The following is a 24,475-nucleotide window of genomic DNA, read 5'->3' as shown; positions in this document are numbered from 1 at the left end:
TGTGAGAAACAAATTTTAATTCAATTAACTAGTAATATTTCATAAGCAAATAAAAATAATTGTATATTCATTTTAATATATTTGTAAAATGATTAAGAAATTTTTGGGAGTAATCTTTATACCAATAGCTTCAATATTAAGTTTAAGTTTTCTAATAGGTTTACCGAAAATAATACTTATGCTATTTTCAAGTTTTTCTGCTTATAATATTGGATATAAAGTTACTTCTTTATTTTTTCTAGGATTATCTATATTTTTATTTAAATTAGGAATTAAATGGATTAAAAATAAACCTAAAACAGTTGATACAATCAATGAAATTGGTAAAAATTAAATACTCTCCCACTATGAAAAAACTAACAAATACAGAAATTGAAACAAGATTAGAAAACCTAACAGATTGGGATTTCTACGATGATGCTTTACATACAGATTTTGAATTCGATAATTTTAAAGATTGTATGTCTGCGATGAATCGAATTGCTTTTGAATGCGAAGCCTTAAATCATCACCCTGAATGGACAAATGTATATAACACTTTAGACATTTCTTTAACCACTCATGATGCTGATGGAGTTACAGAATTAGATTTTAAATTAGCAAAAGCTATCAACAAAATTGTTGAAGTTGAAGAATAATATGAGAAAAACACTTGTTTTTTTAAGTTTAATAATCTTAACATTTTTGAGTTGCGAAAAAGACGATTTTTGTACTCAAAATCCTGTAACACCAAACTTAATTTTACGCTTTTATGATGATTCCAATAGAGAGACTTTAAAAGTTGTAGACAATCTATATGTTTGGGCAGAAGGTAAAGACAGCTTATTTATCAACGCTAGTTTAGACTCATTGTTTATTCCATTAAATTCGGCTGCAACAGAAACTGTTTATAATTTTTCTAAGAACAATATTATTAACCAATTTACCATTCAATATACTATAGAAAACGAATATATTTCACGCTCTTGTGGGTTTAAGGTAATTTTTAATGATGTTAATTTTGCATCAAACAATACTTGGATAACCGATTTTGAACCAGCCACATTAACCGTTGAAAAACAAACTGAAGCTCATGTACAGATTTATCATTAGCCTAATTGTACTTTTTGTTTTTGGCAATGGTTTTGCTCAAGAAACAGAAGTACAGAAGAAAAAAATAGAGCAAGATTCAATTATTTATAAAACAGCCTACGGTTTACGTTTAGGAATAGATATAAGTAAACCTATAAAAGTAGCCTTTGAAGATTCTTACAATTCAGGCTTAGAAATTGTTGCTGACTATAGAATTTCTAAACGTTTTTTTATTGCAACAGAGGTAGGTTTTGAAGAACAAACAAGCAATGAATATTATAACAACTCTTCCTCAAAAGGAAATTATATACGATTAGGATTTAACTATAATGCTTATGAAAACTGGCTTGACATGAATAATGAAATTTTTGTTGGATACAGATATGGTTTTAGTAGATTTGAACAAAGTTTAAATAACTTTACCCCCAACATAAGCAACACCTATTTTCCTGCAAATACTACATCCCCAAATACTACAGCCAATTTAAATGCACATTGGTCTGAACTTATGGTAGGATTAAAAGTTGAAACACTAAAAAATATTTTTGTAGGTTTTAGTGTAAGTTATAAGGTATTAATGAGCGCCAAGGAACCTGATAATTTTAAAACACTTTTTTCACCCGGTTTTAATAGAATTTTTGAAAGTAGAACTGGTTTTGGATTTAATTATACAATAAGCTATACCATTCCTTTTGCAAAAAAATAATTTCACTTAACACATAGATATTAATTTCTCGAACAGAATTTTCAAAAATTGTTCCATTTTCTTTTATGCTTAAATATTAACTTTTTTTGTAACTTTAAAATCTCTTTTTATTAAAATTAAAATAGAATGAATAAAATACCAAGCGTTAATTTAGCCGATTTTTTATCTGATGATGAATCTCGCAAACAAAAATTTATTGATGAAATTGGTCATGCATATGAAAATATAGGTTTTGTAGCTCTAAAAGGTCATTTTTTAAATGACAAGTTGGTAGAGAATCTTTATAAAGAAATAAAGAACTTTTTCGATTTACCTACAGATGTAAAAGAAAAATATGAAATTCCTGGAATTGGTGGTCAAAGAGGCTATGTGTCTTTCGGTAAAGAATCTGCAAAAGGGAAAAAAGAAGGAGATTTAAAAGAATTCTGGCATTTTGGCCAATATGTAGATAAAGATTCTAAATATGCTAATGAATATCCAGAAAATGTAGTTGTAGAAGAATTAGAAAACTTTAATAAAGTTGGTAAAGAAACTTACCAAATGTTAGAGAAAACAGCTAAATATGTGCTAAGATCTTTAGCACTACATTTAGGCTTAGAAGAAGCCTATTTTGATAACTATATTAAAAATGGTAACAGTATTTTAAGACCAATTCACTATCCACCAATACAAACAGAACCAAAAGGTGCAGAAAGAGCTGCAGCACATGGAGATATAAATTTAATTACCCTTTTAATGGGCGCACAAGGTAAAGGTTTACAAGTGCAAAATCATGAAGGAGAATGGATAGATGCAATAGCTGAACCAGATGAATTAATGATTAATGTTGGAGATATGTTATCTAGACATAGTAACAACAAATTAAAATCTACCATTCATAGAGTTACAAATCCTCCAAAAGAAATGTGGGGTACTTCTCGTTATTCAATTCCGTTTTTTATGCACCCAGTTTCTGATATGAAATTAAATGTATTAGAAAATTGTATCAATGAAAATAACCCTAAAAAATTCGAAGACATTACAGCTGGCGAGTTTTTAAATGAGCGTTTAAAAGAATTAGGACTTAAAAAATAAAAATCAGTAATTTTTAAAACTGATTACAAGCAACATATGGATTTAAAAGATCAACTAAAAAACTTATTTCCAGAACATAAAGAATCCCTTGAGACCCCAAAGGAAAATTCGAATATTTGGTTGCAAGATGATCCAATACTTTGTAAGTACGAAAAAAGAAAAGGCAAACCTATTACCATTTTAGATGGTTATACAGGTGCAACATCAGACTTTAAAATTTTAGCCAAAGAGATTAAAAAGAAACTTTCTGTAGGTGGTAGTTTTAAAGATGATAAAATAATTATTCAGGGAGATTATAGAGATAAAATCATGGCCATGTTAAAAGAAAAAGGATTTAAGGTAAAACGTGTTGGAGGTTAAGAACTTCCAAATCAAAATTCTGTTATTAAAATATGGGGGCTTCAATCTTACATATCACAAATGGTGATAGCACAACAAATTACTTAAAAAACTTACGGTTTTCGGGTGAATTTATAACCTGGAGAGAAATGCTTTGCGAAGGTAAAACAAGCACAGATGTAGGTAGTGAAACCTTTTGGAAAAATAGATTTCAGTTTTTAAAATCCTCATACAACATTAGTAAAAAAAAGTTTATTGATTATACTTTAAAAGAATACAGAACACTTTGTAACAGAAAAAATCATGATGAAATTGTTTTGTGGTTCGAGTTTGATTTGTTTTGTCAGATAAACATGATTGCAGTTTTAAGCTGGCTAAAAAGACATAGAAAAGGGTACAACATTTCTTTGGTTTGCAGTGGTAAAATTGGTAAATCAAATAAAATGCATACTTTACCAGAATTGAATGAAAATCAAATTCAAAATCACTTTGATAAAAGAATTTTACTTACTGAAGACGATATAGCCTATGCAGATTATATTTGGCAGTTATATTGCTCAGATTCTCCACTAAGATTAGAAACAGTTTATAAGTTTAAAAACAAAAACCCTTTTCAATATTTAGCATCCGCTATAGAAATGCATTTAAAACGATTTCCTTCGATTGAAAATGGTTTAAATGAAGTAGAAAATAGAATTCTAAAAACTGCAGATAACAAGCACCCAGTAACTAAAAATAAATTAACTCACCATTTACTGAAAGAACAGAGTGATTATGGTTTTGGTGATATTCAATATGAAAATAGCATCAATGAATTAAAAAAGCTGTTTTCTTCTTTTAACCCTGTAGAGCTGAGTAAAAAAGGAAAACAGGTTTTAGAAAATCAAATAAATTATTACGCTCATTTAAGAAATGATAATTCTTATCTTGGAGGTTCTAAAAAATATAGCTTTTTATATCACAACAAAGCAAACAAGCTTTTACAAATTACCTCTTAAATGTCTATAAAAGAATCTGAATTAATCTTGAATCCTGATGGAAGTATCTATCATTTAAATTTAAAACCAGAACATATTTCAAACAATATAATTTTTGTTGGAGATCAAGAAAGAGTAGATCAAATCACAACACATTTTGATCATATTGAATTTTCTACTCAAAAAAGAGAATTTAAAACAACTACTGGATTGTACAAAGGAAAACTTTTAACTGTTCAATCTACAGGAATTGGACCAGACAATATAGATATTGTTTTAAACGAATTAGATGCTTTAGTAAACATCGATTTTAAAACTAGAGAAATTAAAAATAATCATACAGCTTTAAACATTATAAGAATTGGTACCTCAGGTTCTCTGCAAGCAGATATTCCTGTAGATTCTTTTTTACTGAGTTCTCATGCTATAGATTTAAACGGAATGTTACAAGCCTATAAAATTGATAAAATTGCACATCCAGAAATTGAAAGAGCCTTTATTTCTCAAACTAATTGGAGTGAAAAAAAAGCGGATCCTTTAGTTATCAGTAATAGCAGTTCACTTGCCAATAAAATGATGTCTAATATTATTTATACAGGTATTACAGCAACAGCAGGTGGATTTTACGGACCACAGGGCAGAGTTTTACGCTTGGCGCTACAGGATGCTCAATTAAATTCAAAAATTGATTCCTTTAATTACAAAGAACATCGAATTACAAACTTAGAAATGGAAACTTCAGCTATATATGGACTTGCAAAACTTTTAGGACATAATGCTGTATCTATGAATGCAATTTTAGCCAATAGAGTTAACGGTACATTTAGCAAGAATCCATCAAAAGTTATAGAGGAATTAATTAAGTACACGTTAGAAAAAATAGTTGAATAAATGACTAATTTAAAAGTAGGTGGCGTTCCAGAACATTTTAATTATCCTTGGTATTTAACTTTAAAAAATAAAGAATACACTAAGAATAATATTAATTTGAGATGGCAAGATTATCCAGGAGGTACAGGCCAAATGTGTAAAGCCTTAAGAGAGGGTGCTTTAGATATTGCTATTGTCCTTACAGAAGGAATTATTAAAGACATTTCTAATGGAAACCCTTCTAAAATTGTTCAAACCTTTGTAAAATCGCCTTTAATTTGGGGTATTCATGTTGGTACTAAATCAAAATTTAAAACTATTAAGGATTTAGAGCATGCAACTATCGCAATCAGTAGATATGGTTCTGGCTCTCATTTAATGGCCATTGTAAATGCACACAATCAAGGTTGGGATGTTACCAAACTACAATTTAAAGTCATTAAAAATTTAGAAGGTGGTATAGAAGTTTTAACAAATGGAGAAGCTGATTATTTTATGTGGGAACATTTTACCACAAAACCTTTAGTAGATAATGGTACTTTTAGAATAATAAACGACTGCCCTACTCCTTGGCCCTGTTTTGTAATAGCTGTAAGAAATGAGGTTTTAGAAAATAATTTTGACGAAGTTCAAAAAGTTTTAGAAATTATAAATGCAAAAACTAAAAACTTTAAATTTATAAAAGATATCGATAAAATACTGGCTAAGAGATACAAACAAAAGCTAAAAGATATTAAAAAGTGGCTAAAAATAACAACTTGGAATAGCAGTAAACCAATCACTAAAAATTTAATAACGCGAATTCAAAATAAAATGATAACCTTTAACGTTATTGAAAAGAAGAAAAATTCTAGTGATTTCGTAAAAAATATGTACCTTTAAAAAGTAAATAAAATAGAATGAAAAAAGTAGTATTTATTGCAGTTTGTATTTTAGGAATTATTTGTTTTTCTTCTTGCAGAAGCACATCAAGTTCATGTGGTTTGGCTGATAATGTAACTAACCAAACAATCGTAAAACAAGCAGATTTAGTTTAAATCTATTTGTTTCTTAATTTCAAATTCAATAAATCCACTTTCTATAAGTGGATTTTTTTTGCTTATTATTTTAATGAAACTATTGAATTACCACATAATTTTTACTTTTCCTAACGAAGATAATAACTTATTAGTTTTAGAAAAATGTTTATTACCAAACCAATATCCTCTATTTGCACTTAACGGTGATGGATGTCCAGACTCAAGAATATGGTGCTTTTTAGCATCTATCAATTTTGCTTTTTTCTTTGCAAAACCACCCCAAAGTAAAAACACAACACCTACCTTCTGATTTGATATTTCTTGAATTACTTGATCGGTAAACTCCTCCCATCCCTGTTTTTGGTGACTTCCTGGTTCATTTGCTCTAACTGTTAATGTGGCATTTAATAGCAATACTCCTTGTTTTGCCCATCTTTCCAAATTTCCATTCTTTGGGTGAGGAAGTTTTAAATCGGTTGTAATTTCTTTAAAAATATTAGTTAAAGATGGTGGGTGTGCAATACCATCTTTAACAGAAAAACACAAACCATTGGCTTGATTTGGTCCATGGTAAGGGTCTTGACCGAGTATTACTACTTTTAAATCGTTAAAATTACAGTAATCAAAAGCAGCAAAAATATCAGCTCCTTTAGGGTAGCAAGTGAAGTTCTGAAAATCATTTTTAACAAAACTAACCAACTCTTCAAAATAAGATTTCTCAAATTCTTGATTTAAAATATTTTTCCAAGGTTCAGCTATTTTTACTTGCATTGTTTCTTATTTTTGTAATAAAGTCAAAGATATCATTTTGAGTAAAAATATTTCAGAAAAAACACTTCAAGATTTAGAATTTTCTACAGTCTTACAACACATTTCAGAGTTTTGTATATCTGGTTTAGGAAAACAAAGAGTCCTACAAACAAAACCAATCCCTAGTAGGAAGTACTTATTTAAAGAATTGCATTTAGTGGATGAGTATTTGTCTTCTTTTCAAAATGAAAATAGAATACCTAATCACGGCTTTGATAACATTTCTGAAAGTATAAAACGTTTGGCTATAGAAAATAGTTTTATAGAAACAGATGCCTTTCTAAAAATTGCTGCAACTTCTTTAACTGTAAATGAGCATATAAAATTCTTTAAAAAATTTCAAATTCTCTTTCCAACTTTTTTTAAATTAACACAGAGAATTGAATTCACTACTTATGTAGACGATGAAATTAAAAGAATAATTGATATTTCTGGAGAAGTTAAAAACAATGCTTCTTCTGCATTAAAACAAATTAGAAGAGATATTAATAACGTTCGTGGCAAAATTGGAGCAAGTTTTTCATCAGCTTTATCCAAAGCAGTTGCTGCTGGTTATTTAGATGATATTAAAGAAACTATAGTAGATAATCAAAGAGTTTTGGCAGTATCTGCTATGCATAGAAGAAAAGTTTCTGGTAGCCTTTTAGGCTCTTCTAAGTCTGGAGGAATTGTATATATTGCTCCACAAGCAACTTTGGCTTACAGCAGAGAATATCAAAATTTAGTTTACGAAGAAAAGCAAGAGGTTATTAAAATTTTAAGAACGTTGGCAGATACTATTCGTCCAATGGTTTCTTTGTTAGAAGAATATTTAGAATTTTTAACACATCTAGATGCAGTAAGTGCAAAAGCAAAATATGCAAAAGATATGGATGCTATTTTGCCAAAAATTTCTAAAAACAAGAAGATGTTTTTTAAGGATGCTTATCATCCTGTTTTATGGAAAAAAAATAAAGAACAAAAAATAAATACAGTTTCGCAAACCATTCAATTGGATGAGCAACAACAAATAATTGTTATTTCTGGGCCAAATGCTGGTGGTAAAAGTATCACCCTAAAAACTATTGGTTTACTGCAAATTATGGTACAAAGTGGAATTTTGATTCCTGTAGATGAAAAAAGTGAAACTTATATTTTTGATACTGTTTTAAGTGATATTGGAGATAATCAATCTATAGAAAATCAATTGAGTACTTACAGTTATCGTTTAAAAAACATGCGTTACTTTCTAAGAAAATGTAATGAGAATACCTTGTTTTTAATAGATGAGTTTGGTACAGGTTCAGATCCTGAATTGGGTGGAGCTTTGGCAGAAATTTTTTTGGAAGAGTTTTATCATAAAAAAGCATTTGGAATTATTACCACACACTACTCAAACTTAAAAGTATTAGCCAATGAGCTAGACAATGTTACCAATGCAAATATGCAGTTTGATGAACGCAGTTTAGAGCCTTTATACAAGCTTTTTATAGGGCAAGCAGGTAGTTCGTTCACTTTTGAGGTTGCACAGAAAAATGGTATTCCATTTAGCTTAATAAATAAGGCTAAAAAACGAGTTGAAACAGAAAAGGTACGTTTAGATAAAACCATTTCTAAATTACAGAAAGAAAGAAATCGTTTACAAAAAACTTCTGACAGTTTAGAAAGTCAAAAAGAAAAAGGAAAAGAGCATTTAGAAAGTTTACAAGAAAAGGAGCTAAGAATACAACAAAAATTATCTGGCTTTCAAGAACTGTATGATAAAAATCAAAAGATGCTTTCTATTGGTAGAAAGATTAATGAATTGTTAAACAAATACTTTCAAACCAATAATAAAAAGCAGCTAAATACTAGTTTTAACAAATGGGTAGCAGATGAAAAAGTAAAATATGCTAAAAAGAATCCATTAAAACTTAAAACTAAATCTCAGAAACAGAAAGCCAAGGTTGTTGAAAAACAAATACAAGAAGTCATTAAAAAAGTAGAAAAAGAAGTATTAGAAAAAGTCGTAGCAGTTAGAAAAGAGAAAAAAATAGAAGAAGCAAAAATTGCAAAAGCAAAATCTGAGTATGTTTACAAGCTAAATGATAGAGTAAAAATTATAGATTCTAATTCTGTAGGTACAATTGATAAGATAGACCGCAAAAACGTAATTATTAATTACGGTGTTTTTACTACAAAAACTACTTTAAATAAAATAGAATTAGTAGAAAAGGCAAAATAATATTTACTGATATTGCTTCATTTCTTCATCATAAAATTCACCAGCTTTATCCATTAAAATAGCCAATTCTGTTGCAATATCTTCTTCGTTTTCACCAGTTAAATCTTCAAACCACTCTACTTCGTCGTCTTTTAAATTAATCATAAAACGAGGAAATTCTGTATGTAAAACAAAAATATCTTCAGGATGATTACTATTATCTGATAATAAAAATTTTGGTAATTCCATGTTAATAATATTTAGAAAGCAAAGTTACAAATATCTTTCTTTAACTATGTTTAAATGATGTATTTGATGACCAGAAAATAAATAACCTAATGCTCTTACAGACATCTTATTATTAGAAGCTACACCAATTCTTTCAAAAACTTCATTAGAAAAACTCTTAAAAAGAGCAATAGAGCTTTCTCTAACAACTTTCATTTCATTTAATAAATCTTCAAATTTCCTTTCGTTAGAATTGTCATTTTGAGTAAAAATATCTTGATCAAAACCAGGTAAATCTGTTTTATCATTCCTTGCAAAACAGAGAGCTCTATAAGTAAAAATACGTTCAGTATCTATGGTATGTTGTACTAATTCTTTAAGAGTCCATTTGCCTTCTGAATAAGCAAAATTGTGTTTGAAAGCATCTAAATTACTTAAGGTAGCTTCAAAGTCTTTTTGTGAATCTATTAAATTTTCCGATATACTCTTCTCTTGATCTACCAACTGTAAATAGTGCTCAAAATACGGAGCGTACTCATTTTTAGGAACCATTTATTGCTATTTTATAGTTTAATACAACGAATTTAGTCATTTTTGTAAAACTTTAAATGTTTTACAATCCAATAAGAAAAATGGTATATAAATTCATCTCTTATTTAAAATTTTTAATAAAATCTACTAATCAACATGGGGTTCATTCTCCATTTGTGTACAATTTTGTTACAAAAGGCTTATATACTAAAAACACAAAATCTCCATTAACAAAAAAATATTCAGAATTAAAAACATTAAGTAGTAAAGAAATAAAAGTACTTTCAAAAACCATTACCTATTTTAATGTTGATGAAATATTTTTTCAAAATAATCTTTCTAATTTACAATTGAATCAACTAGATAAGCGAGAGTTAGTGTTTTTAAATGATTTAAAACAATTGCAACTAATAAACTTATCTACCCATTTTTTTATTGTAGCACAGAATATTTATAAGGATAAAAAAAGCTATACTACTTGGTTAAACTATCTTGAAAAAACGGAGAATATAGTTACCATAGACACATTTACTTATGGAATAATTTTCTTTAGACCCCAACAAGCAAAGGAGCATTTTATAATAAGAGTTTAACATATCTATAGGTAGAAAGTTCGTATTTTTGATACTTTTAAATAACACAACCAATTCATGAAAATATATACAAAAACTGGTGATGAAGGTACTACTGCCCTTTTTGGTGGTACAAGAGTAAAAAAATACAATTTAAGAATTGATAGTTATGGAACTGTAGATGAATTAAATGCATATATAGGCTTAATTAAAGATCAAAAAATAGAAGATGCTACTAAAAACTCTTTATTGAAAATTCAAAATGAATTATTCACTTTAGGAGCAATGTTAGCAACTCCGCCAGAAAAAGAAACTTTAAAATCTGGAAAAGAACGATTAAATATTCCAAAAATAAATAGCAATTCTATTGAGTTTTTAGAAGATGAAATTGATGCTATGGATTCAGAACTTCCCCAAATGACGCATTTTATTTTACCTGGAGGTCATCAAGCAGTGTCATTCTGTCACGTAGCAAGATGTGTTTGTAGAAGAGCAGAACGTCTGTGTGTAGAGTTAAATGATGAAGAAGCTATAAATTCTGATATTTTAAAGTACTTAAACCGACTTTCTGACTACCTTTTTGTATTGGCACGAATGTTGTCTAAACAGTTACAGGTAGACGAAATTAAATGGATTCCTACCAAAAATAATTAAGTTCTTTTTTTATTGATGTTATATTTCTTAAAAAAGACTTGCATAATTCAGCAAAAAAATTATTTTTGCACCAAAATTAAACAATAAGAAATGTATTGGACATTAGAATTAGCATCTTATTTAGCAGATGCACCTTGGCCAGCAACCAAAGACGAATTAATAGATTACGCTATTAGAACTGGAGCTCCTTTAGAAGTTGTTGAAAACTTACAGGATATTGAAGATGAAGGTGATGCTTACGATTCGATTATAGAAATTTGGCCAGATTATCCAACCGAAGATGATTATCTTTGGAATGAGGAGGAATACTAAACTCAATAAAATAAAAAAAGTCTCTACAGAGGCTTTTTTTTTGTTTTTTTTTCTGCATTTGAGTAGAAATAAAATCAAATAGAATTTTATTGATGTAAAAAATGTAATACAGTTAATTTTAACTGATAAAAAATTTGATAATGGGTATATTAGATTCAGTAATAAAACTCTTTGTTGGCGATAAACAAGAGAAAGATTTAAAATTATTACAACCAGTTGTAGAGAATGTTAAAAAATTTGAAGCAGAAATTGCTAAACTTTCACATGATGAGTTAAGAACAAAAACGTTATCATTTAAAGAACAAATTAAAGAAGCTACAAAAACCTTAGATGAAAAAATAACTGTATTAGAAGCAGAAGCTAAAGCTGCAGATATAGACAGACAAGAAGATATTTACGCAGAAATAGATGCTTTAAAAGACGAAGTATACACTATTTCAGAAAAAATTTTGGCAGATATTATGCCAGAGGCTTTTGCTGTTATAAAAGAAACTGCTAAACGTTTTGTAGAAAACGAAGAGTTAGAGGTAACTGCAACTCCTTTTGATAGAGAATTATCAGCACAAAAAGAAAATGTATCATTAGAAGATGATAAAGCTTATTGGGCTAATTCTTGGGATGCTGCTGGTAAACCAGTAACTTGGGACATGATTCATTATGATGTTCAGTTAATTGGTGGGTCTGTTTTACATCAAGGTAAAATTGCAGAAATGATGACTGGTGAAGGTAAAACATTAGTTTCTACACTACCTGTTTACTTAAATGCGTTAACAGGTAATGGCGTACACGTTGTTACTGTAAACGATTATTTAGCAAAACGTGATAGAGCTTGGATGGCTCCTATTTTTGAATTTCATGGCTTATCTACAGATTGTATCGATTTTCATCAACCAAATTCAGATGCTAGAAGAAAAGCCTACAATGCAGACATTACTTATGGAACAAATAACGAATTTGGTTTCGATTATTTAAGAGATAATATGGCTAGTTCTAAAGACGATTTAGTACAAAGAACACCAAACTACGCCATTATTGATGAGGTAGATTCTGTTTTAATTGATGATGCAAGAACTCCTCTTATTATATCTGGACCAGTACCTAAAGGAGATGTTCATGAATTTAATGAGTTAAAACCCTTAGTATCAGACTTAGTATCTCTTCAAAAACAAAACTTAGTAAAAGTTTTAGCAGAAGCTAAAAAATTACTTTCTGAAGGTGATGAAAAAGAAGGTGGGAAATTATTATTAAGAGTTTATAGAGGATTACCAAAAAATAAGGCATTAATCAAATTTTTATCTCAAGAAGGTATCAAACAAATTCTGCAGAAAACAGAAAATACCTACATGCAAGACAATAATAAATTGATGCCAGAGATAGATCAAGATTTATATTTTGTTGTAGAAGAAAAAAACAATCAAATTGACTTAACTGATAAAGGAATTGCTCATCTATCAGAAAAAACGAACAACGATACATTTTTTGTATTGCCAGATATTGGAGTAAATGTTGGTGAAATAGATGCTTCTGAAAAAACTACAGAAGAAAAAGCAGTTTTAAAAGAAGAACTGTATAAAGATTTTAGCATTAAGAGCGAACGTATTCATACTATGAACCAACTTTTAAAAGCATACACTGTTTTTGAAAAAGATGTTGAGTATGTAGTTATGGAAAACAAGGTAATGATTGTTGATGAGCAAACAGGACGTATCATGGATGGACGTCGTTATTCCGATGGTCTGCACCAAGCAATTGAAGCAAAAGAAAACGTAAAGATTGAAGATGCTACTCAAACTTTTGCAACTGTAACTTTACAGAATTACTTTAGAATGTACAGAAAACTGTCTGGTATGACAGGTACAGCAATTACAGAAGCAGGTGAATTTTGGGAGATTTACAAATTAGATGTTGTAGAGATTCCTACAAATAAACCAATTGCAAGAGATGATAAAGATGATTTAGTATACAAAACTGCTCGTGAAAAATACAATGCAGTAATTGATGATATCGTAAAACTAGTTGCTGAAAAAAGACCAGTTTTAGTAGGTACAACCTCTGTAGAAATATCAGAATTATTAGGTAGAATGTTACAAATGCGTAAAATTCCACATAATATTTTAAATGCAAAATTACACAAACGTGAAGCAGATGTAGTTGCAGAAGCAGGTAAACCTGGAGTTGTAACTATAGCTACAAACATGGCTGGTCGTGGAACAGATATCAAGTTATCTAAAGAAGTAAAAGAAGCTGGTGGTTTAGCAATTATTGGTACAGAAAGACATGATTCTAGACGAGTTGATAGACAGCTTAGAGGACGTGCTGGAAGACAAGGAGATGTTGGTTCTTCTCAATTTTATGTGGCTTTAGACGATAATTTAATGCGTTTATTTGGTTCTGACAGAATTGCAAAAATGATGGACAGAATGGGTCTTAAAGAAGGTGAAGTTATTCAGCATTCTATGATTTCTAAGTCTATAGAAAGAGCTCAGAAAAAGGTTGAAGAAAACAACTTTGGTATTCGTAAGCGTTTATTGGAATATGATGATATTATGAACGCTCAACGTGAGTTTGTTTATAAAAGAAGAAGAAATGCTTTAGATGGTAAACGTTTGCAAGTAGATATTGCAAATATGATTTATGATATATGTGAAGCAATAGTTTCAAACAATAAAGGTGTTAAAGATTTTCAGAATTTCGAATTCGAATTAATTCGTTTTTCTTCTATGACTTCGCCTATTTCTGAAGATGAATTTAATAAGTTATCAGAAAAGGAAATTACAGATCAATTGTATAATATCGTAACCAAACATTACAAAGATAAGATTGAAAGAAATGCTGTTTTAGCATATCCTGTAATTAAAGATGTTTTTGAAAATGAAGGTGACAGATATGAACGTATTGTAGTACCATTTACAGACGGAATTAAATCTTTACAGGTTGTAACCAATTTAAAAGAAGCTTATGAAACTGAAGGTAAAAGTTTAGTTACAGACTTCGAAAAAAATATTACACTTGCAATTATTGATGAAAACTGGAAAGATCATTTACGTAAAATGGATGACTTAAAACAGTCTGTACAGAATGCATCTTATGAGCAAAAAGATCCTTTATTAATTTATAAGTTTGAAGCTTTTGAATTGTTTAAAAGGACTGTAGATGAAATCAATAGAGAAGTTTTATCTTTCTTATTTAAAGGTGAATTACCAGCACAAGATAGTAACCAAATTTCTGAAGCTCGTCAGCAAAAAAGAGAAAGTTTAAGTACTAGCAAAGCTGATGTGCAAAACACAACAGAACAGGCTATTCAAAATTCTCGTCAGCAATCTTCAGAACCTGTTGAAACAGTTGTTAGAGAACAGCCAAAAATTGGTAGAAACGAACGTGTTACAATTAAAAATGTAATGAGTGGTGAAGAAAAGGTTGTGAAGTTTAAACAAGCCATTCCTTTAATTGAAAAAGGAGAATGGGTTTTGGTAAACTAAAATCTACCTTATATAAAAAAAACCCGTTTAGAAACTTTCTAAACGGTTTTTTATTAATAACGATTTTACTTATTCTTTTATAAATTTAGTAGTGTAAAATCTATTTTCATTATAAACTTTTATCAAATATAAACCACTTGATAAGTCTTCAACATTAATTTTATTCAATTTAGATTGAAATACTTTTATCTTTTTCCCTGTAACTGTATAGATTTCAATTTTAGTTAACTTGATATCTTTCGCCTTAATATTTAAAATATTATTTACTGGATTTGGATAGATTTGCAAATATTCTCTAAGCGAATTATCAACTGTACTCAATGTGCAATTATCTCCAACTGTATAAGATAAATATTCTGTAACTGCTAAGCCTCCTGCAAATGCAAACTTACAAGCATAACTTATAGTTTCTCCCTCAGTTAAACCAGATAATGTTTTAGAAAAACGTTGTTGCCCTGTACTATTCATTTGTACTTCAGAAAAAGGAGTTTGCTCCCATAAATAAGCAACTACACCACTTTTATCTGTATCTAATAGCTGAAAATTAATAGTAACTTCTGTTCCATTTGTAATAAATTCATAAGAGTAACCAATAGAAAAAGAACCTTGTGCTGCACTACTTGAAGTACCTGAACAATCTGAATTTGTATTTTCTGAAGTGGTTGCTTCTAAAAATATAGAGTTATTGGCTGCTTCATTTCCTGATAAATCTTTTGCAGATATTGAAAAAGAATAAGCAGTTTCAGCACTTAAGCCATTTATAATAATTGATTTTTCTACACCTGAATCTTCACTTACACTTTGTGTAGTGTTATTATAAGACACATCATAAACTACCCTTCCTGAATTGTCTGTTGCTTTTAAGAGAAGTTCTACACTAGAAGCTGTAATATCGCCAATTGAAGCTGCAAAGTTCTCAGGAATAGTTGTGTCTGAACTATCTGCTGAACAATTAGTACCCACAACATAATCAAAATATTTAGTAGCAGAAAGGCCTCCTGCATAAGCAAATTTACATGCAAAACTTATTGTCTCACCTGTTGTAAGACCACCTACTGTACTTGTAAAAAGCAATCCAGACTCTTGACTCATTTGAGTTTCTCCAAAAGGAGATTTCTTCCATAAATATGCAACTACACCTGCTTTATCTGTATCTAATAATTCAAAATTAATGGTAACTGCATTTCCGATAGTTTCAAAAGAAACTTTATATCCTTGAGAAAAACTACCTTGACTTGCTTCTGTTGAAACCTCTTCACATTTTTGTTCTTCAATAACAGAAATTGTAATTGCTGCAGAAGTTGTTTTTCCTCCAAAATCATCTGTTGCAACTGCAGTAACCTGATGTGATCCTATAGCTGCATTAGTCCAAGTATAAGAAAATGGAGTATTTATTGCTTCACCTAATTTAGTTGTACCATTAAAAAACTCTACAAGTTCTATAGAACCATCTAAATCGTTTGTAGTTGTTGTAATATTTATCTCATCTCCTTCTTTAAATGTAGCATTGTTAGTTGGGCTATTTATACTTATAGTAGGATTCACGTTTCCATTAGATGTTACAACTACTAAAACCTCATCTGTATCTTCATAAGTTCCATCACTTACTGTTAGTTTAAATTTATATACACCATTTTCTAAATTAGAAATGCTTGGATTTACAACATTATTATCGCTAATAACAGCTGTTGTAGGTCCATAAATTTGTTGCCAACTATAAGTAATAGCCTCTCCTTCAGGATCATTGCTTGCAGAACCATCTAGATTAGCATTAGAAGTTGGTGCTATTATTGAAATAATCGCACCTGCATCCGCTATTGGCGGTACATAAGATAAAGCTCTATTGTATGAAAAAGATAGTTTACCGATATTAAATTCACCACTAACAATATGTAAGCGTAAAACCTGTACACCAGATGTTAATTCAATATTAGAAACAGAGGCTGTTTGCCAATTGTCCCAATCAGAAGTATAATTTACAGTTATATCTGAACTCACTTTTTTACCTTCTACTTCAAAATAAAAAGGCCCTCCTCCACTTTCATTACCTGATGCATATCTAAAATCTAAATTATAGTTCCCTGAATTCTGAACATCTACTGTAAATTCTAACCATTCTCCTGCAGCATTCCAACCTACAGTTGCTCCTTCTCCATTCACAATAACTGCATCTATATTTTCATCAGGTCTAAAAGTTCCATTATTACCTACTGAAGTATCTACATAACTAATATTTTGTCCAATTCCGCCTTCAAAAATATCATAATGACCTACCTCTATTTCACCTGGAATAGTATGTGGATTTCCTAAATAAGAAATTTGTTCACCCACTTGAACTTCTATAATGTTAGTTACATTAAACGTCAAATTTTCATAAACTTTAGCGTAAAAACCATGTATTCCAGGAGTAAGATCTTCTGCTTTTAATTGATATGGAGCTGTTGAAACTTCTCCAATCTTAGTAGATCCATCAAAAAACTCAACTTTTGTAATATTAGCACCTGTAGTAGTTACAGATAAATCTACACTACCATTAGTAAAAGCCTGTGTAAAATTAGAAATTAAAACTCCTGATACATTTACATCTTTACTTGTTTTCATTTCATTAGCAGGAACAGTTAATTGATATCCATCAGAAAAAGTAACTACAGTTGGTGTATTTGAATAATTATGAGCTACATAGGTAATATCTCCATCTTTAGAAAACGCAGCTGCTATTGGGTAATCTGCTGTAATTGTTGCATCTATAATACCCAATGCATTAACTGAGTGAAGCCAATGATATGTTTGTGCATCAGAAATACCAAACTTTAAATTCCTATCAGGATAAGCATCATATAAATTCACAGCTTCTTGAGGATTGGTCATTGATAAAAATTTCCAATACGTATCATGCCATAGATTATCATTATCCTCTTGGTTTAATACACCCGTATTTTGACTTATTTCTAACCAAAGATTTTTAGCATACTCTTGATGATGCCCCAAATAAAATGAACCACCATGAATTGGGTACATTTCTATACCATATGATGCAGAAATATCCGAGGTCCAGAATGTTCCATTATCATAAGAATTTCCCCAAACTCTAGAAACTAAACTATACTGCTGATTGCTTGCAAAATTCCGATTATGAATATCAAACCAATATTCTTCTACAGCTGTTTGTTCTGTAGTATAAATATAAATACCTAAATCTCTAATTTGTTCATTTTCAGTTATTGTGCCCCAATGAATTAAAGATGATGCAAATTGCATACTTTCCGAAGTTGATTCCTGATCATTTCCTTGAGGAAAACTAGCAAAACCATTAGCCCAACTATGACCTGCATAAGGACTAAAGTTTCTTAAAAAAGGAAAAAGAGCATCTGTTCTGTCATAAGAAGCTGCATCCTTTATTAATGTATTAATCATTGCTCCCCATTGAGAAGCCCAACCTGGTTGAAATTGTTCCATAAATGAAGCAGCATGAATAAAGTAACCCCAATGAAAATGATGATCATTGATATTAGTATCTTGTCCATGACCTGAAGGATATCCTAACATTGCAGACCAAGCTTGGTTGTAATAAAATAGAAATGCTTTTTCACCAGATTCAAAAGTTAACCAGTCTTCTAGTCTTTCTTTTACAGTTGCAATAATTTTATCTCTAGCAATGATATTACCTGTTTGATCTGCAATTCTTGCAGTCTGTATTAATCGATTCATAACCTGACCTTCATTATAGGAGTCTGTCCAAGTAGCTAACCCATCGTTTTCTATTTGCGAGATTTTAGCATCTAAGGCAGAAGGACTAAAACCTTCACTATAGTTTGCTAAATATGGTACTGTTGGTAATATTCCTTTAAAAGTATTTTCTACAATAAAACTATTACCTGCTAACATTTTTAATTCACCTCTTACAGAACTGTAGGTGTACGAACTTGGTACTGGTGAGTTACTGCTAGTATTATACCATTGGTGTGGTAATAAACCAAGTAACATATTAGTATTATTACCTTCTTTTACATCTGTGTCTACTAAAAAGGTAGTTGTTAGCTTAGAATTCGATTCATTATAACTCCAACTAGTGGATGTATTTGTTGGAAAAACATATGCATATTCTTGCAATTCTATAGCCGTTGCATTTACATCATTACTGTTTTGAGGCAACATAACCATAGACCAATATGTTTTATCATTTAAATTAGATGTAAAAGTATTTCCAGTTTGAATCCATTCACTTCCACTTGGCGCATAAAACACAAAGTCTTGACCATCAGATGCGTTTTCTACAATCAATAACTCATTATTTATAGTTGTTGTACCTGAATTTATTTTTATCTCAACAACATCGTCAGTGTCTTTTTCATAATAAAGAAAAGGCATTCCAATACCTGAAGTTACTTGTAACTCATTATCTGTGTCTTTCCAATTCATAGTAACTGTCCAATCTGAATAATCTGATACTGTAGTTTTTGATGTATTTAAACCAACTAAACTGACCTCTATAGGTGCAGAATCTCCGATAACACCCCAAGGAATATAAGTTACAATTAAACCTGTGTTTATGGTTTTCATAGTTAAAGGATAATTGAATAAATTATCTGCATGATCTTCTTTGACTAGTTTAGACCACCAGTCGTTTGTAGGAACTGGTTTACCTGAAACATCTCCAGATAATTGAGGAGTTCCCGAAGGAAATCCGTTTCTACCTGCAGAATCTGTACCTGGAAATGAAGTTGTATAACTACCAGCACCTAACTGTTGAGTTTGAGGTTTTATAGATAAACTAAAAAAAGTAAAAAGTAATAAGAATCTAATTTTAAACATTTATAAATGGTTTTTTGTAAATCTAAGATATAAACTGATTTAAATTAATTATTGTAGCCATACAAAAACTATACAAATTTTGTCTAAGTAATGTATTTCTTTATTAAAAGTCTATACAAACTTTATTGCATAAAAAAACCGTTTAGAAAGTTTCTAAACGGTTTTTTTTTAATATTTACAATAATTTAAAAATTAGTATCCATTTTTAGATAATCTAAAAATTCTCTTTTTGTTTCTTTCTCATTAAATTTACCTCCAAATTCTGCAGTTACTGTAGAACTTTCTATGTCTTTAATTCCTCTTGAGTTTACACATAAATGTTTTGCATCTATCACACAAGCAACATCATCTGTACCTAATGCTTCTTGCATTGCTTGTACAACTTGCATTGTTAAACGTTCTTGTACTTGAGGTCTTTTTGCAAAATACTCTACAATTCTGTTCATTTTGGATAAACCAATAACTTTACCGTCAGAAATATAAGCAACATGTGCTCTACCTACAATTGGTAGTAAGTGGTGCTCACAAGTAGAATATACAACAATGTTTTTTTCTACTAACATTTCACCATAATTATAATTATTGTCAAATGTTGATGCTTTGGGTTTGTTCTTAGGATTTAAACCCATAAAGATTTCGTTTACATAAGCTTTTGCAACTCTTTTTGGAGTTCCTTGTAAACTATCATCAGTCAAATCCATACCTAAAGTGTTTAAAATATCTTTAACACTTTCTTCTATTCTCTTTATTTTTTCATCATCAGAAATATCAAAAGCGTCAGCTCTTAATGGAGTTTTTGCAGAAGTTCCTACGTGATTTTCTCCTATTTCTTCAATTCTATCTTCGTTCATTATGTTATTTAATTCAAACTTTTTGAAACTTATTATTCTGCAAATTTACGTGTTTGCAATGTATTTTAACCTTTTTTGCAACAATAATCATTATTGGAGTATAATTTTGCAGCAATAAGAAAAAGGAATATAATTCTATTTTAACTTTTTAATTAAATCTGGTTTTGAACATTTTTGTTGTTCTCCAGTAATCATATTTTTTAATGTAAAAATTTCTTGTTCTACTTCTTGAGAACCAGCCAACACAACATATTCAATTTCTCTATTATTGGCATAGGTCATTTGTTTTTTCATCTTTGCTGCATCTGGATACAACTCTGCTTTAATATTCTGTTTTCTCAGTTCAGATATTACTTTCATACAATACAAGCCTTCTGTATATCCAAAATTGATAAAAAGTACTTTCGGTTTTGGTAAATCTACAGTTTTAAACAAACCAAGTTCTTCTAGTACTAAATAAATTCTATCTAAACCAAAAGATATTCCAACACCAGAAACATCTTTCATTCCAAAAATGCCTGTTAAATCATCATATCTTCCTCCTCCACCAATAGAACCCATTTTTACACCTTTTGGTGCTGATACTTCAAAAATTGCTCCTGTGTAATAGTTTAAACCTCTTGCTAAAGTTACATCTACCTCTAAATTTGCAGATTGCAAGCCTAACTCAGTAGTTGCATTAATTACAAAACGTAATTCTTTTACACCTTGTAAACCTTCTTCTGATGCAGCTAGTAATTGTTCTAAAGCCTCTAAGTTTTCTAAATTGGAACCTTTAAAATTAAATAAAGGTTGTACTTTTTGAATGGCTTCTTCAGAAATACCTTTTGATAGCATTTCTTCTTCTACTTTAGCTTGACCAATTTTATCTAACTTATCTAAAGCTACTGTAAAGTCGATTAATTTATCCTGGGCACCAATAACTTCTGCAATACTAGAAAGTATTTTTCTATTATTGATTTTAATAGTTGTTTTTGTTAAACCTAGCTTAGTAAAAACAGTATCATATAATTGTATAAATTCTGCTTCTTGCCATAAAGATTTGCTACCAACAACATCTGCATCACATTGATAAAATTCTCTAAAACGTCCTTTTTGAGGACGATCTGCCCTCCAAACAGGTTGTACTTGATAACGTTTAAAAGGAAATGTAATTTCGTTTTGGTGTTGTACTACATATCTTGCAAAAGGCACTGTAAGATCGTATCTTAACGCTTTTTCCGAAATTTGCGAGGTTACTTTTATACTCTCTTTATCTGTTAGTAACTGCTCATCTGCTTTCTTTAAAAAGTCGCCAGAATTTAAAATTTTAAAAATAAGACGATCTCCTTCTTCTCCATATTTACCCATTAAAGTTGACGAGTTTTCAAAACTTGGAGTTTCTATTGGTTGAAATCCAAAAATTTCAAAAGCAGTTTTAATTGTGTTCATAATATAAGAACGATTAGCTACTTCTGATGGCGAAAAATCTCTTGTTCCTTTTGGGATACTTGGCTTCATAAAATTAAGTTATCAATGTTAAATTATCATTTATCTAGACTTAAAAAACTTTTTAATTGATAAAAAATAATTATTTTTTGTAACTGCAAATATGGTGAAAAACTTACAGATTTTTAACGCTAGACTTGCTTTTATTTAACACTTGTAAAGAATAAATTGATGCATTTAACTCAAAACCAAGCAACAAAATAATGGCATTCAACCAAATAAATAACATAATTATTAATAACGTTCCAATAGAACCATATAACTCGTTATACTTTGCAAATTCAGTCACATAAAAGCCAAATAAATAAAAAGACAATACAGATAAGGCAGTTGTAAATACAGCACCTGGAGAAAAGAACTTAGTGTACTTTGCGTCTTTAACTCCATAATAATATAACATAGAAACCGTACTAAATATCATTGCTAAGAAAATAACACCTCTTACAATTTGAAGCCAAGTAATGTGATCTTCTAACCATCCTAAACTAACATAGTACTTTAAAATTAATTCAAAAAAAAGTATAATTATAACTGTAATTAATAAAAAAACAACAATTATTATAGAAACTAGCATGGCTAAAAAATAACCTTTAAAAACATTTCTAATTTCTTTAACATGATAAGAAAATTCAAAACCTCCAAAAATAGCACTAACTCCATTAGTCATTAAAAAAATTGACCCTATGAAACCAAAAGAAAGCAAGCCTCCGTATTGATTGTTAATTATATCGATAATAACCGTGTCTACGGCTTCGTAGGTTTTAGGAGGTAATACGTTACTTATTATTGTTAACAACCCTTCTTGAGCTCCTTCTATGGGTACATAAGGTATTAACGTTAAAATGAATAATAAAAATGGGAAAATTGCCATAAAAAAACTAAAAGCAATACCACTTGCTCTAGTTGTTAGAGCGCCTTCAACAATACCAATAATATACATTTCAATCACATCTAACAAAGACATACCTTCTAAACCAGGAATTTTAATTTTCTTTCCTAACCTTACTAAGGTATTAACCACAGGTATTTGATCAAATCTATTTGCTTCGCTTTTATACATATACCACTAATCTATAACAATTTTATATTTTGATAAAAGCCCCTCAAGATTTTCTTTGCTAAATTGTGCTCCTTTCACTTTGTTTTGCTCTAAACTAAAAGTAAAGTTTTTTGCAGTTCTAAAATCTGCTTTTTCTACAATAGTATTTTCAAAAATGATATTATGTAAGTCTGAGTTACTAAAATCTGAACCAATAAGATTACATTCAGTAAAATCTACCTCTTCTAAGTTAGTACTAATAAATTTGGTATTTGGAATATTTAGTTGGTAAAAAGAACTAAAGTTTAATTGGCAATCTTTAAAACTGAATTGCAGCAAAAAAGAATCACATTCATTAAATTTTACCCCAATCATTTTACAATCCACAAAAGAAACATCTTTAAAAGCTGTATTGCTTACAATTGTATTACTAAAATTGCAACCTATAAATTGACACTCTACAAATTGAATGTTAGAGGCATGGATACCTTCAAAGTTACAGTTTAAAAATGTACAGTTATCATATTCTCCTTTTTTGATTTTAGTATTCGTAAAATCAATTTTTGTGTAATTTTCATAATCAAAAAAACTTAACATAGAAATTTATATAGCTTTTAAACTTAAATCTAAATTATACACAGAATGTGTTAAAGATCCAGAAGATATATAATCTACACCACATTCTGCATACTTTCTAATAGTATTTTCATTTATACCTCCAGAAGATTCTGTTAAACATTTGCCGCCAATTAAAGATACTGCTTTTCTAGTATCTTCGTAATTAAAATTATCAATTAAAATTCTGTACACACCTTCGTTGGTCAAAATTTCTTCAATTTCTTCTAAACTTCTTGCCTCTACAATAATTTTTATATTTATTTTTTTTCTGCTAAATACTTTTTCGTTCTGTTTATAGCAGCTGTTATACCACCTGCAAAATCTATATGATTATCTTTAATCATAACCATATCATATAATGCAAATCTATGATTTTCTCCTCCTCCAATCTTTACAGCCCATTTTTCTAAAGCTCTAATTCCTGGTGTTGTTTTTCTTGTATCTAAAACTTTAGTTGATGTACCTTTCAGCAAGTTTGAAAAAAATGCTGTTTTAGTTGCAATTGCAGACATTCTTTGCATAGCATTTAACACCAAACGTTCTGCCATTAAAATTGATCTTGACTTACCTGAAACATGAAATACAATATCTCCAAACTTAACTTCATCACCATCACTCATAAAATTTTCAACTTCTAAATCTGGATCTACATAAGAAAACACTTGCTTTGCAAATTCTACACCAGCAATTACGCCTGTATCTTTTACTAACAATTTAGCTTTACCTTCTGCTTCTAAAGGAATACAAGAAAGAGAAGTGTGATCTCCATCACCAATATCTTCTCTTATCGCATTTTTTATTATTAAGTCTAATTCGTTCAAAAATTGTACTTCTGTAATCATA

Annotated in this window: 23 protein-coding genes and 1 pseudogene; 15 read left to right on the top strand and 9 right to left on the bottom strand. The window is 29.7% G+C overall.

Annotation, left to right across the window (positions count from 1 at the left end; genetic code table 11):
* Positions 1-88 precede the first annotated feature (88 nt).
* The 10 genes from Q0L44_RS06440 (at position 89) to Q0L44_RS06395 (ending at position 6,074) form a co-directional block, all read left to right on the top strand.
* Positions 89-334, top strand: a complete 246-nt coding sequence (locus Q0L44_RS06440; protein WP_296636826.1) for a hypothetical protein — start codon at positions 89-91, stop codon at positions 332-334.
* Between the two features lie 13 nt (positions 335-347).
* The gene (locus Q0L44_RS06435; RefSeq protein WP_296636825.1) at positions 348-638 is read left to right on the top strand and encodes a 4a-hydroxytetrahydrobiopterin dehydratase; all 291 of its coding nucleotides are present in this window, start codon (positions 348-350) and stop codon (positions 636-638) included.
* Position 639: 1 nt separating this feature from the next.
* On the top strand, positions 640-1,092 hold the full coding sequence (locus Q0L44_RS06430; RefSeq protein WP_296636822.1) for a DUF6452 family protein: 453 nt from the start codon (positions 640-642) through the stop codon (positions 1,090-1,092).
* Positions 1,073-1,777 (top strand): DUF6048 family protein, encoded by a 705-nt coding sequence (locus Q0L44_RS06425; protein ID WP_296636820.1) that lies wholly within the window; start codon positions 1,073-1,075, stop codon positions 1,775-1,777. The genes Q0L44_RS06430 and Q0L44_RS06425 overlap by 20 nt, the downstream gene beginning before the upstream one ends.
* A 126-nt stretch (positions 1,778-1,903) precedes the next feature.
* Positions 1,904-2,851 carry a 2-oxoglutarate and iron-dependent oxygenase domain-containing protein gene (locus Q0L44_RS06420; RefSeq protein ID WP_296636817.1) on the top strand — a complete coding sequence of 316 codons (948 nt, stop codon included), beginning with the start codon at positions 1,904-1,906 and terminating at the stop codon, positions 2,849-2,851.
* A 36-nt stretch (positions 2,852-2,887) separates the two neighbouring features.
* A complete protein-coding gene (locus tag Q0L44_RS06415) occupies positions 2,888-3,211 on the top strand; it encodes a translation initiation factor (RefSeq protein ID WP_296636815.1) in 324 nt (107 codons plus the stop codon).
* 32 nt (positions 3,212-3,243) lie between these two features.
* Positions 3,244-4,188 (top strand): DUF1835 domain-containing protein, encoded by a 945-nt coding sequence (locus Q0L44_RS06410; protein ID WP_296636813.1) that lies wholly within the window; start codon positions 3,244-3,246, stop codon positions 4,186-4,188.
* On the top strand, positions 4,189-5,058 hold the full coding sequence (locus Q0L44_RS06405; RefSeq protein WP_296636811.1) for a nucleoside phosphorylase: 870 nt from the start codon (positions 4,189-4,191) through the stop codon (positions 5,056-5,058).
* On the top strand, positions 5,059-5,919 hold the full coding sequence (locus Q0L44_RS06400; protein WP_296636808.1) for a substrate-binding domain-containing protein: 861 nt from the start codon (positions 5,059-5,061) through the stop codon (positions 5,917-5,919).
* Between the two features lie 17 nt (positions 5,920-5,936).
* Positions 5,937-6,074, top strand: coding sequence for a hypothetical protein (locus Q0L44_RS06395; RefSeq protein ID WP_296636806.1), 138 nt, complete (start codon positions 5,937-5,939; stop codon positions 6,072-6,074).
* An 87-nt stretch (positions 6,075-6,161) separates the two neighbouring features.
* Here Q0L44_RS06395 and Q0L44_RS06390 read toward each other — a convergent pair whose 3' ends face one another.
* Entirely contained in the window at positions 6,162-6,827 is a 666-nt protein-coding gene (locus Q0L44_RS06390) for a uracil-DNA glycosylase (protein WP_296636801.1), read from the bottom strand.
* Between the two features lie 37 nt (positions 6,828-6,864).
* Between Q0L44_RS06390 and Q0L44_RS06385 the strand changes: the two genes are divergently transcribed.
* Positions 6,865-9,069, top strand: a complete 2,205-nt coding sequence (locus tag Q0L44_RS06385; protein WP_296636799.1) for a DNA mismatch repair protein MutS — start codon at positions 6,865-6,867, stop codon at positions 9,067-9,069.
* Between the two features lie 3 nt (positions 9,070-9,072).
* On the opposite strand, the gene Q0L44_RS06380 is transcribed toward Q0L44_RS06385, so the two are convergent.
* Positions 9,073-9,297, bottom strand: coding sequence for a hypothetical protein (locus Q0L44_RS06380; RefSeq protein ID WP_296636797.1), 225 nt, complete (start codon positions 9,295-9,297; stop codon positions 9,073-9,075).
* A gap of 24 nt (positions 9,298-9,321) precedes the next feature.
* Entirely contained in the window at positions 9,322-9,828 is a 507-nt protein-coding gene (locus Q0L44_RS06375; RefSeq protein ID WP_296636796.1) for a DinB family protein, read from the bottom strand.
* 80 nt (positions 9,829-9,908) lie between these two features.
* Here Q0L44_RS06375 and Q0L44_RS06370 point away from each other — a divergent pair, with 80 nt between their 5' ends.
* The 4 genes from Q0L44_RS06370 (at position 9,909) to secA (ending at position 14,824) form a co-directional block, all read left to right on the top strand.
* Positions 9,909-10,400: a hypothetical protein gene (locus Q0L44_RS06370; protein WP_296636795.1), complete on the top strand. Its 492-nt coding sequence runs from the start codon at positions 9,909-9,911 to the stop codon at positions 10,398-10,400.
* Positions 10,401-10,457: 57 nt separating this feature from the next.
* Positions 10,458-11,033, top strand: coding sequence for a cob(I)yrinic acid a,c-diamide adenosyltransferase (locus Q0L44_RS06365; protein ID WP_296636794.1), 576 nt, complete (start codon positions 10,458-10,460; stop codon positions 11,031-11,033).
* Positions 11,034-11,123: 90 nt separating this feature from the next.
* Positions 11,124-11,345, top strand: a complete 222-nt coding sequence (locus Q0L44_RS06360; RefSeq protein ID WP_296636792.1) for a DUF2795 domain-containing protein — start codon at positions 11,124-11,126, stop codon at positions 11,343-11,345.
* A gap of 140 nt (positions 11,346-11,485) precedes the next feature.
* Positions 11,486-14,824, top strand: a complete 3,339-nt coding sequence (gene secA / locus Q0L44_RS06355) for a preprotein translocase subunit SecA (protein ID WP_296636789.1) — start codon at positions 11,486-11,488, stop codon at positions 14,822-14,824.
* A 69-nt stretch (positions 14,825-14,893) separates the two neighbouring features.
* Here the strand turns inward: secA and Q0L44_RS06350 are convergent, their stop codons facing one another.
* The 6 genes and pseudogenes from Q0L44_RS06350 to nadC all read right to left on the bottom strand — a co-directional run bounded on the left by Q0L44_RS06350 (position 14,894) and on the right by nadC (position 24,474).
* On the bottom strand, positions 14,894-19,636 hold the full coding sequence (locus Q0L44_RS06350; RefSeq protein ID WP_296636787.1) for a glycosyl hydrolase: 4,743 nt from the start codon (positions 19,634-19,636) through the stop codon (positions 14,894-14,896).
* A 185-nt stretch (positions 19,637-19,821) separates the two neighbouring features.
* Positions 19,822-20,487: a GTP cyclohydrolase I FolE gene (gene folE, locus Q0L44_RS06345; RefSeq protein WP_296636784.1), complete on the bottom strand. Its 666-nt coding sequence runs from the start codon at positions 20,485-20,487 to the stop codon at positions 19,822-19,824.
* A gap of 135 nt (positions 20,488-20,622) precedes the next feature.
* Complete coding sequence (hisS, locus tag Q0L44_RS06340; protein ID WP_296636781.1) at positions 20,623-21,987, bottom strand: histidine--tRNA ligase; 1,365 nt, start codon at positions 21,985-21,987, stop codon at positions 20,623-20,625.
* A gap of 103 nt (positions 21,988-22,090) precedes the next feature.
* A complete protein-coding gene (locus tag Q0L44_RS06335; RefSeq protein WP_296636778.1) occupies positions 22,091-23,035 on the bottom strand; it encodes a YihY/virulence factor BrkB family protein in 945 nt (314 codons plus the stop codon).
* A gap of 6 nt (positions 23,036-23,041) precedes the next feature.
* Complete coding sequence (locus tag Q0L44_RS06330) at positions 23,042-23,611, bottom strand: pentapeptide repeat-containing protein (RefSeq protein ID WP_296636776.1); 570 nt, start codon at positions 23,609-23,611, stop codon at positions 23,042-23,044.
* Positions 23,612-23,617: 6 nt separating this feature from the next.
* Positions 23,618-24,474 (bottom strand): annotated as a pseudogene (gene nadC / locus Q0L44_RS06325) (carboxylating nicotinate-nucleotide diphosphorylase).
* Between the last annotated feature and the right edge of the window lies 1 nt (position 24,475).

It is taken from the genome of Polaribacter sp., assembly GCF_024639685.1.
Classification (GTDB): Bacteria; Bacteroidota; Bacteroidia; order Flavobacteriales; family Flavobacteriaceae; genus Polaribacter.
This window is presented reverse-complemented; position numbering and strand designations above follow the sequence as displayed.

Excerpts from the sequence above, each read along its gene's own strand:
- Q0L44_RS06440 (WP_296636826.1), top strand. The coding sequence starts at position 89 with ATGATTAAGAAATTTTTGGGAGTAATCTTTATACCAATAGCTTCAATA.
- Q0L44_RS06435 (WP_296636825.1), top strand. The coding sequence starts at position 348 with ATGAAAAAACTAACAAATACAGAAATTGAAACAAGATTAGAAAACCTA.
- Q0L44_RS06430 (WP_296636822.1), top strand. The coding sequence starts at position 640 with ATGAGAAAAACACTTGTTTTTTTAAGTTTAATAATCTTAACATTTTTG.
- Q0L44_RS06425 (WP_296636820.1), top strand. The coding sequence starts at position 1,073 with ATGTACAGATTTATCATTAGCCTAATTGTACTTTTTGTTTTTGGCAAT.
- Q0L44_RS06420 (WP_296636817.1), top strand. The coding sequence starts at position 1,904 with ATGAATAAAATACCAAGCGTTAATTTAGCCGATTTTTTATCTGATGAT.
- Q0L44_RS06415 (WP_296636815.1), top strand. The coding sequence starts at position 2,888 with ATGGATTTAAAAGATCAACTAAAAAACTTATTTCCAGAACATAAAGAA.
- Q0L44_RS06410 (WP_296636813.1), top strand. The coding sequence starts at position 3,244 with ATGGGGGCTTCAATCTTACATATCACAAATGGTGATAGCACAACAAAT.
- Q0L44_RS06405 (WP_296636811.1), top strand. The coding sequence starts at position 4,189 with ATGTCTATAAAAGAATCTGAATTAATCTTGAATCCTGATGGAAGTATC.
- Q0L44_RS06400 (WP_296636808.1), top strand. The coding sequence starts at position 5,059 with ATGACTAATTTAAAAGTAGGTGGCGTTCCAGAACATTTTAATTATCCT.
- Q0L44_RS06395 (WP_296636806.1), top strand. The coding sequence starts at position 5,937 with ATGAAAAAAGTAGTATTTATTGCAGTTTGTATTTTAGGAATTATTTGT.
- Q0L44_RS06390 (WP_296636801.1), bottom strand. The coding sequence starts at position 6,827 with ATGCAAGTAAAAATAGCTGAACCTTGGAAAAATATTTTAAATCAAGAA.
- Q0L44_RS06380 (WP_296636797.1), bottom strand. The coding sequence starts at position 9,297 with ATGGAATTACCAAAATTTTTATTATCAGATAATAGTAATCATCCTGAA.
- Q0L44_RS06375 (WP_296636796.1), bottom strand. The coding sequence starts at position 9,828 with ATGGTTCCTAAAAATGAGTACGCTCCGTATTTTGAGCACTATTTACAG.
- Q0L44_RS06370 (WP_296636795.1), top strand. The coding sequence starts at position 9,909 with ATGGTATATAAATTCATCTCTTATTTAAAATTTTTAATAAAATCTACT.
- Q0L44_RS06365 (WP_296636794.1), top strand. The coding sequence starts at position 10,458 with ATGAAAATATATACAAAAACTGGTGATGAAGGTACTACTGCCCTTTTT.
- Q0L44_RS06360 (WP_296636792.1), top strand. The coding sequence starts at position 11,124 with ATGTATTGGACATTAGAATTAGCATCTTATTTAGCAGATGCACCTTGG.
- secA (WP_296636789.1), top strand. The coding sequence starts at position 11,486 with ATGGGTATATTAGATTCAGTAATAAAACTCTTTGTTGGCGATAAACAA.
- Q0L44_RS06350 (WP_296636787.1), bottom strand. The coding sequence starts at position 19,636 with ATGTTTAAAATTAGATTCTTATTACTTTTTACTTTTTTTAGTTTATCT.
- folE (WP_296636784.1), bottom strand. The coding sequence starts at position 20,487 with ATGAACGAAGATAGAATTGAAGAAATAGGAGAAAATCACGTAGGAACT.
- hisS (WP_296636781.1), bottom strand. The coding sequence starts at position 21,987 with ATGAAGCCAAGTATCCCAAAAGGAACAAGAGATTTTTCGCCATCAGAA.
- Q0L44_RS06335 (WP_296636778.1), bottom strand. The coding sequence starts at position 23,035 with ATGTATAAAAGCGAAGCAAATAGATTTGATCAAATACCTGTGGTTAAT.
- Q0L44_RS06330 (WP_296636776.1), bottom strand. The coding sequence starts at position 23,611 with ATGTTAAGTTTTTTTGATTATGAAAATTACACAAAAATTGATTTTACG.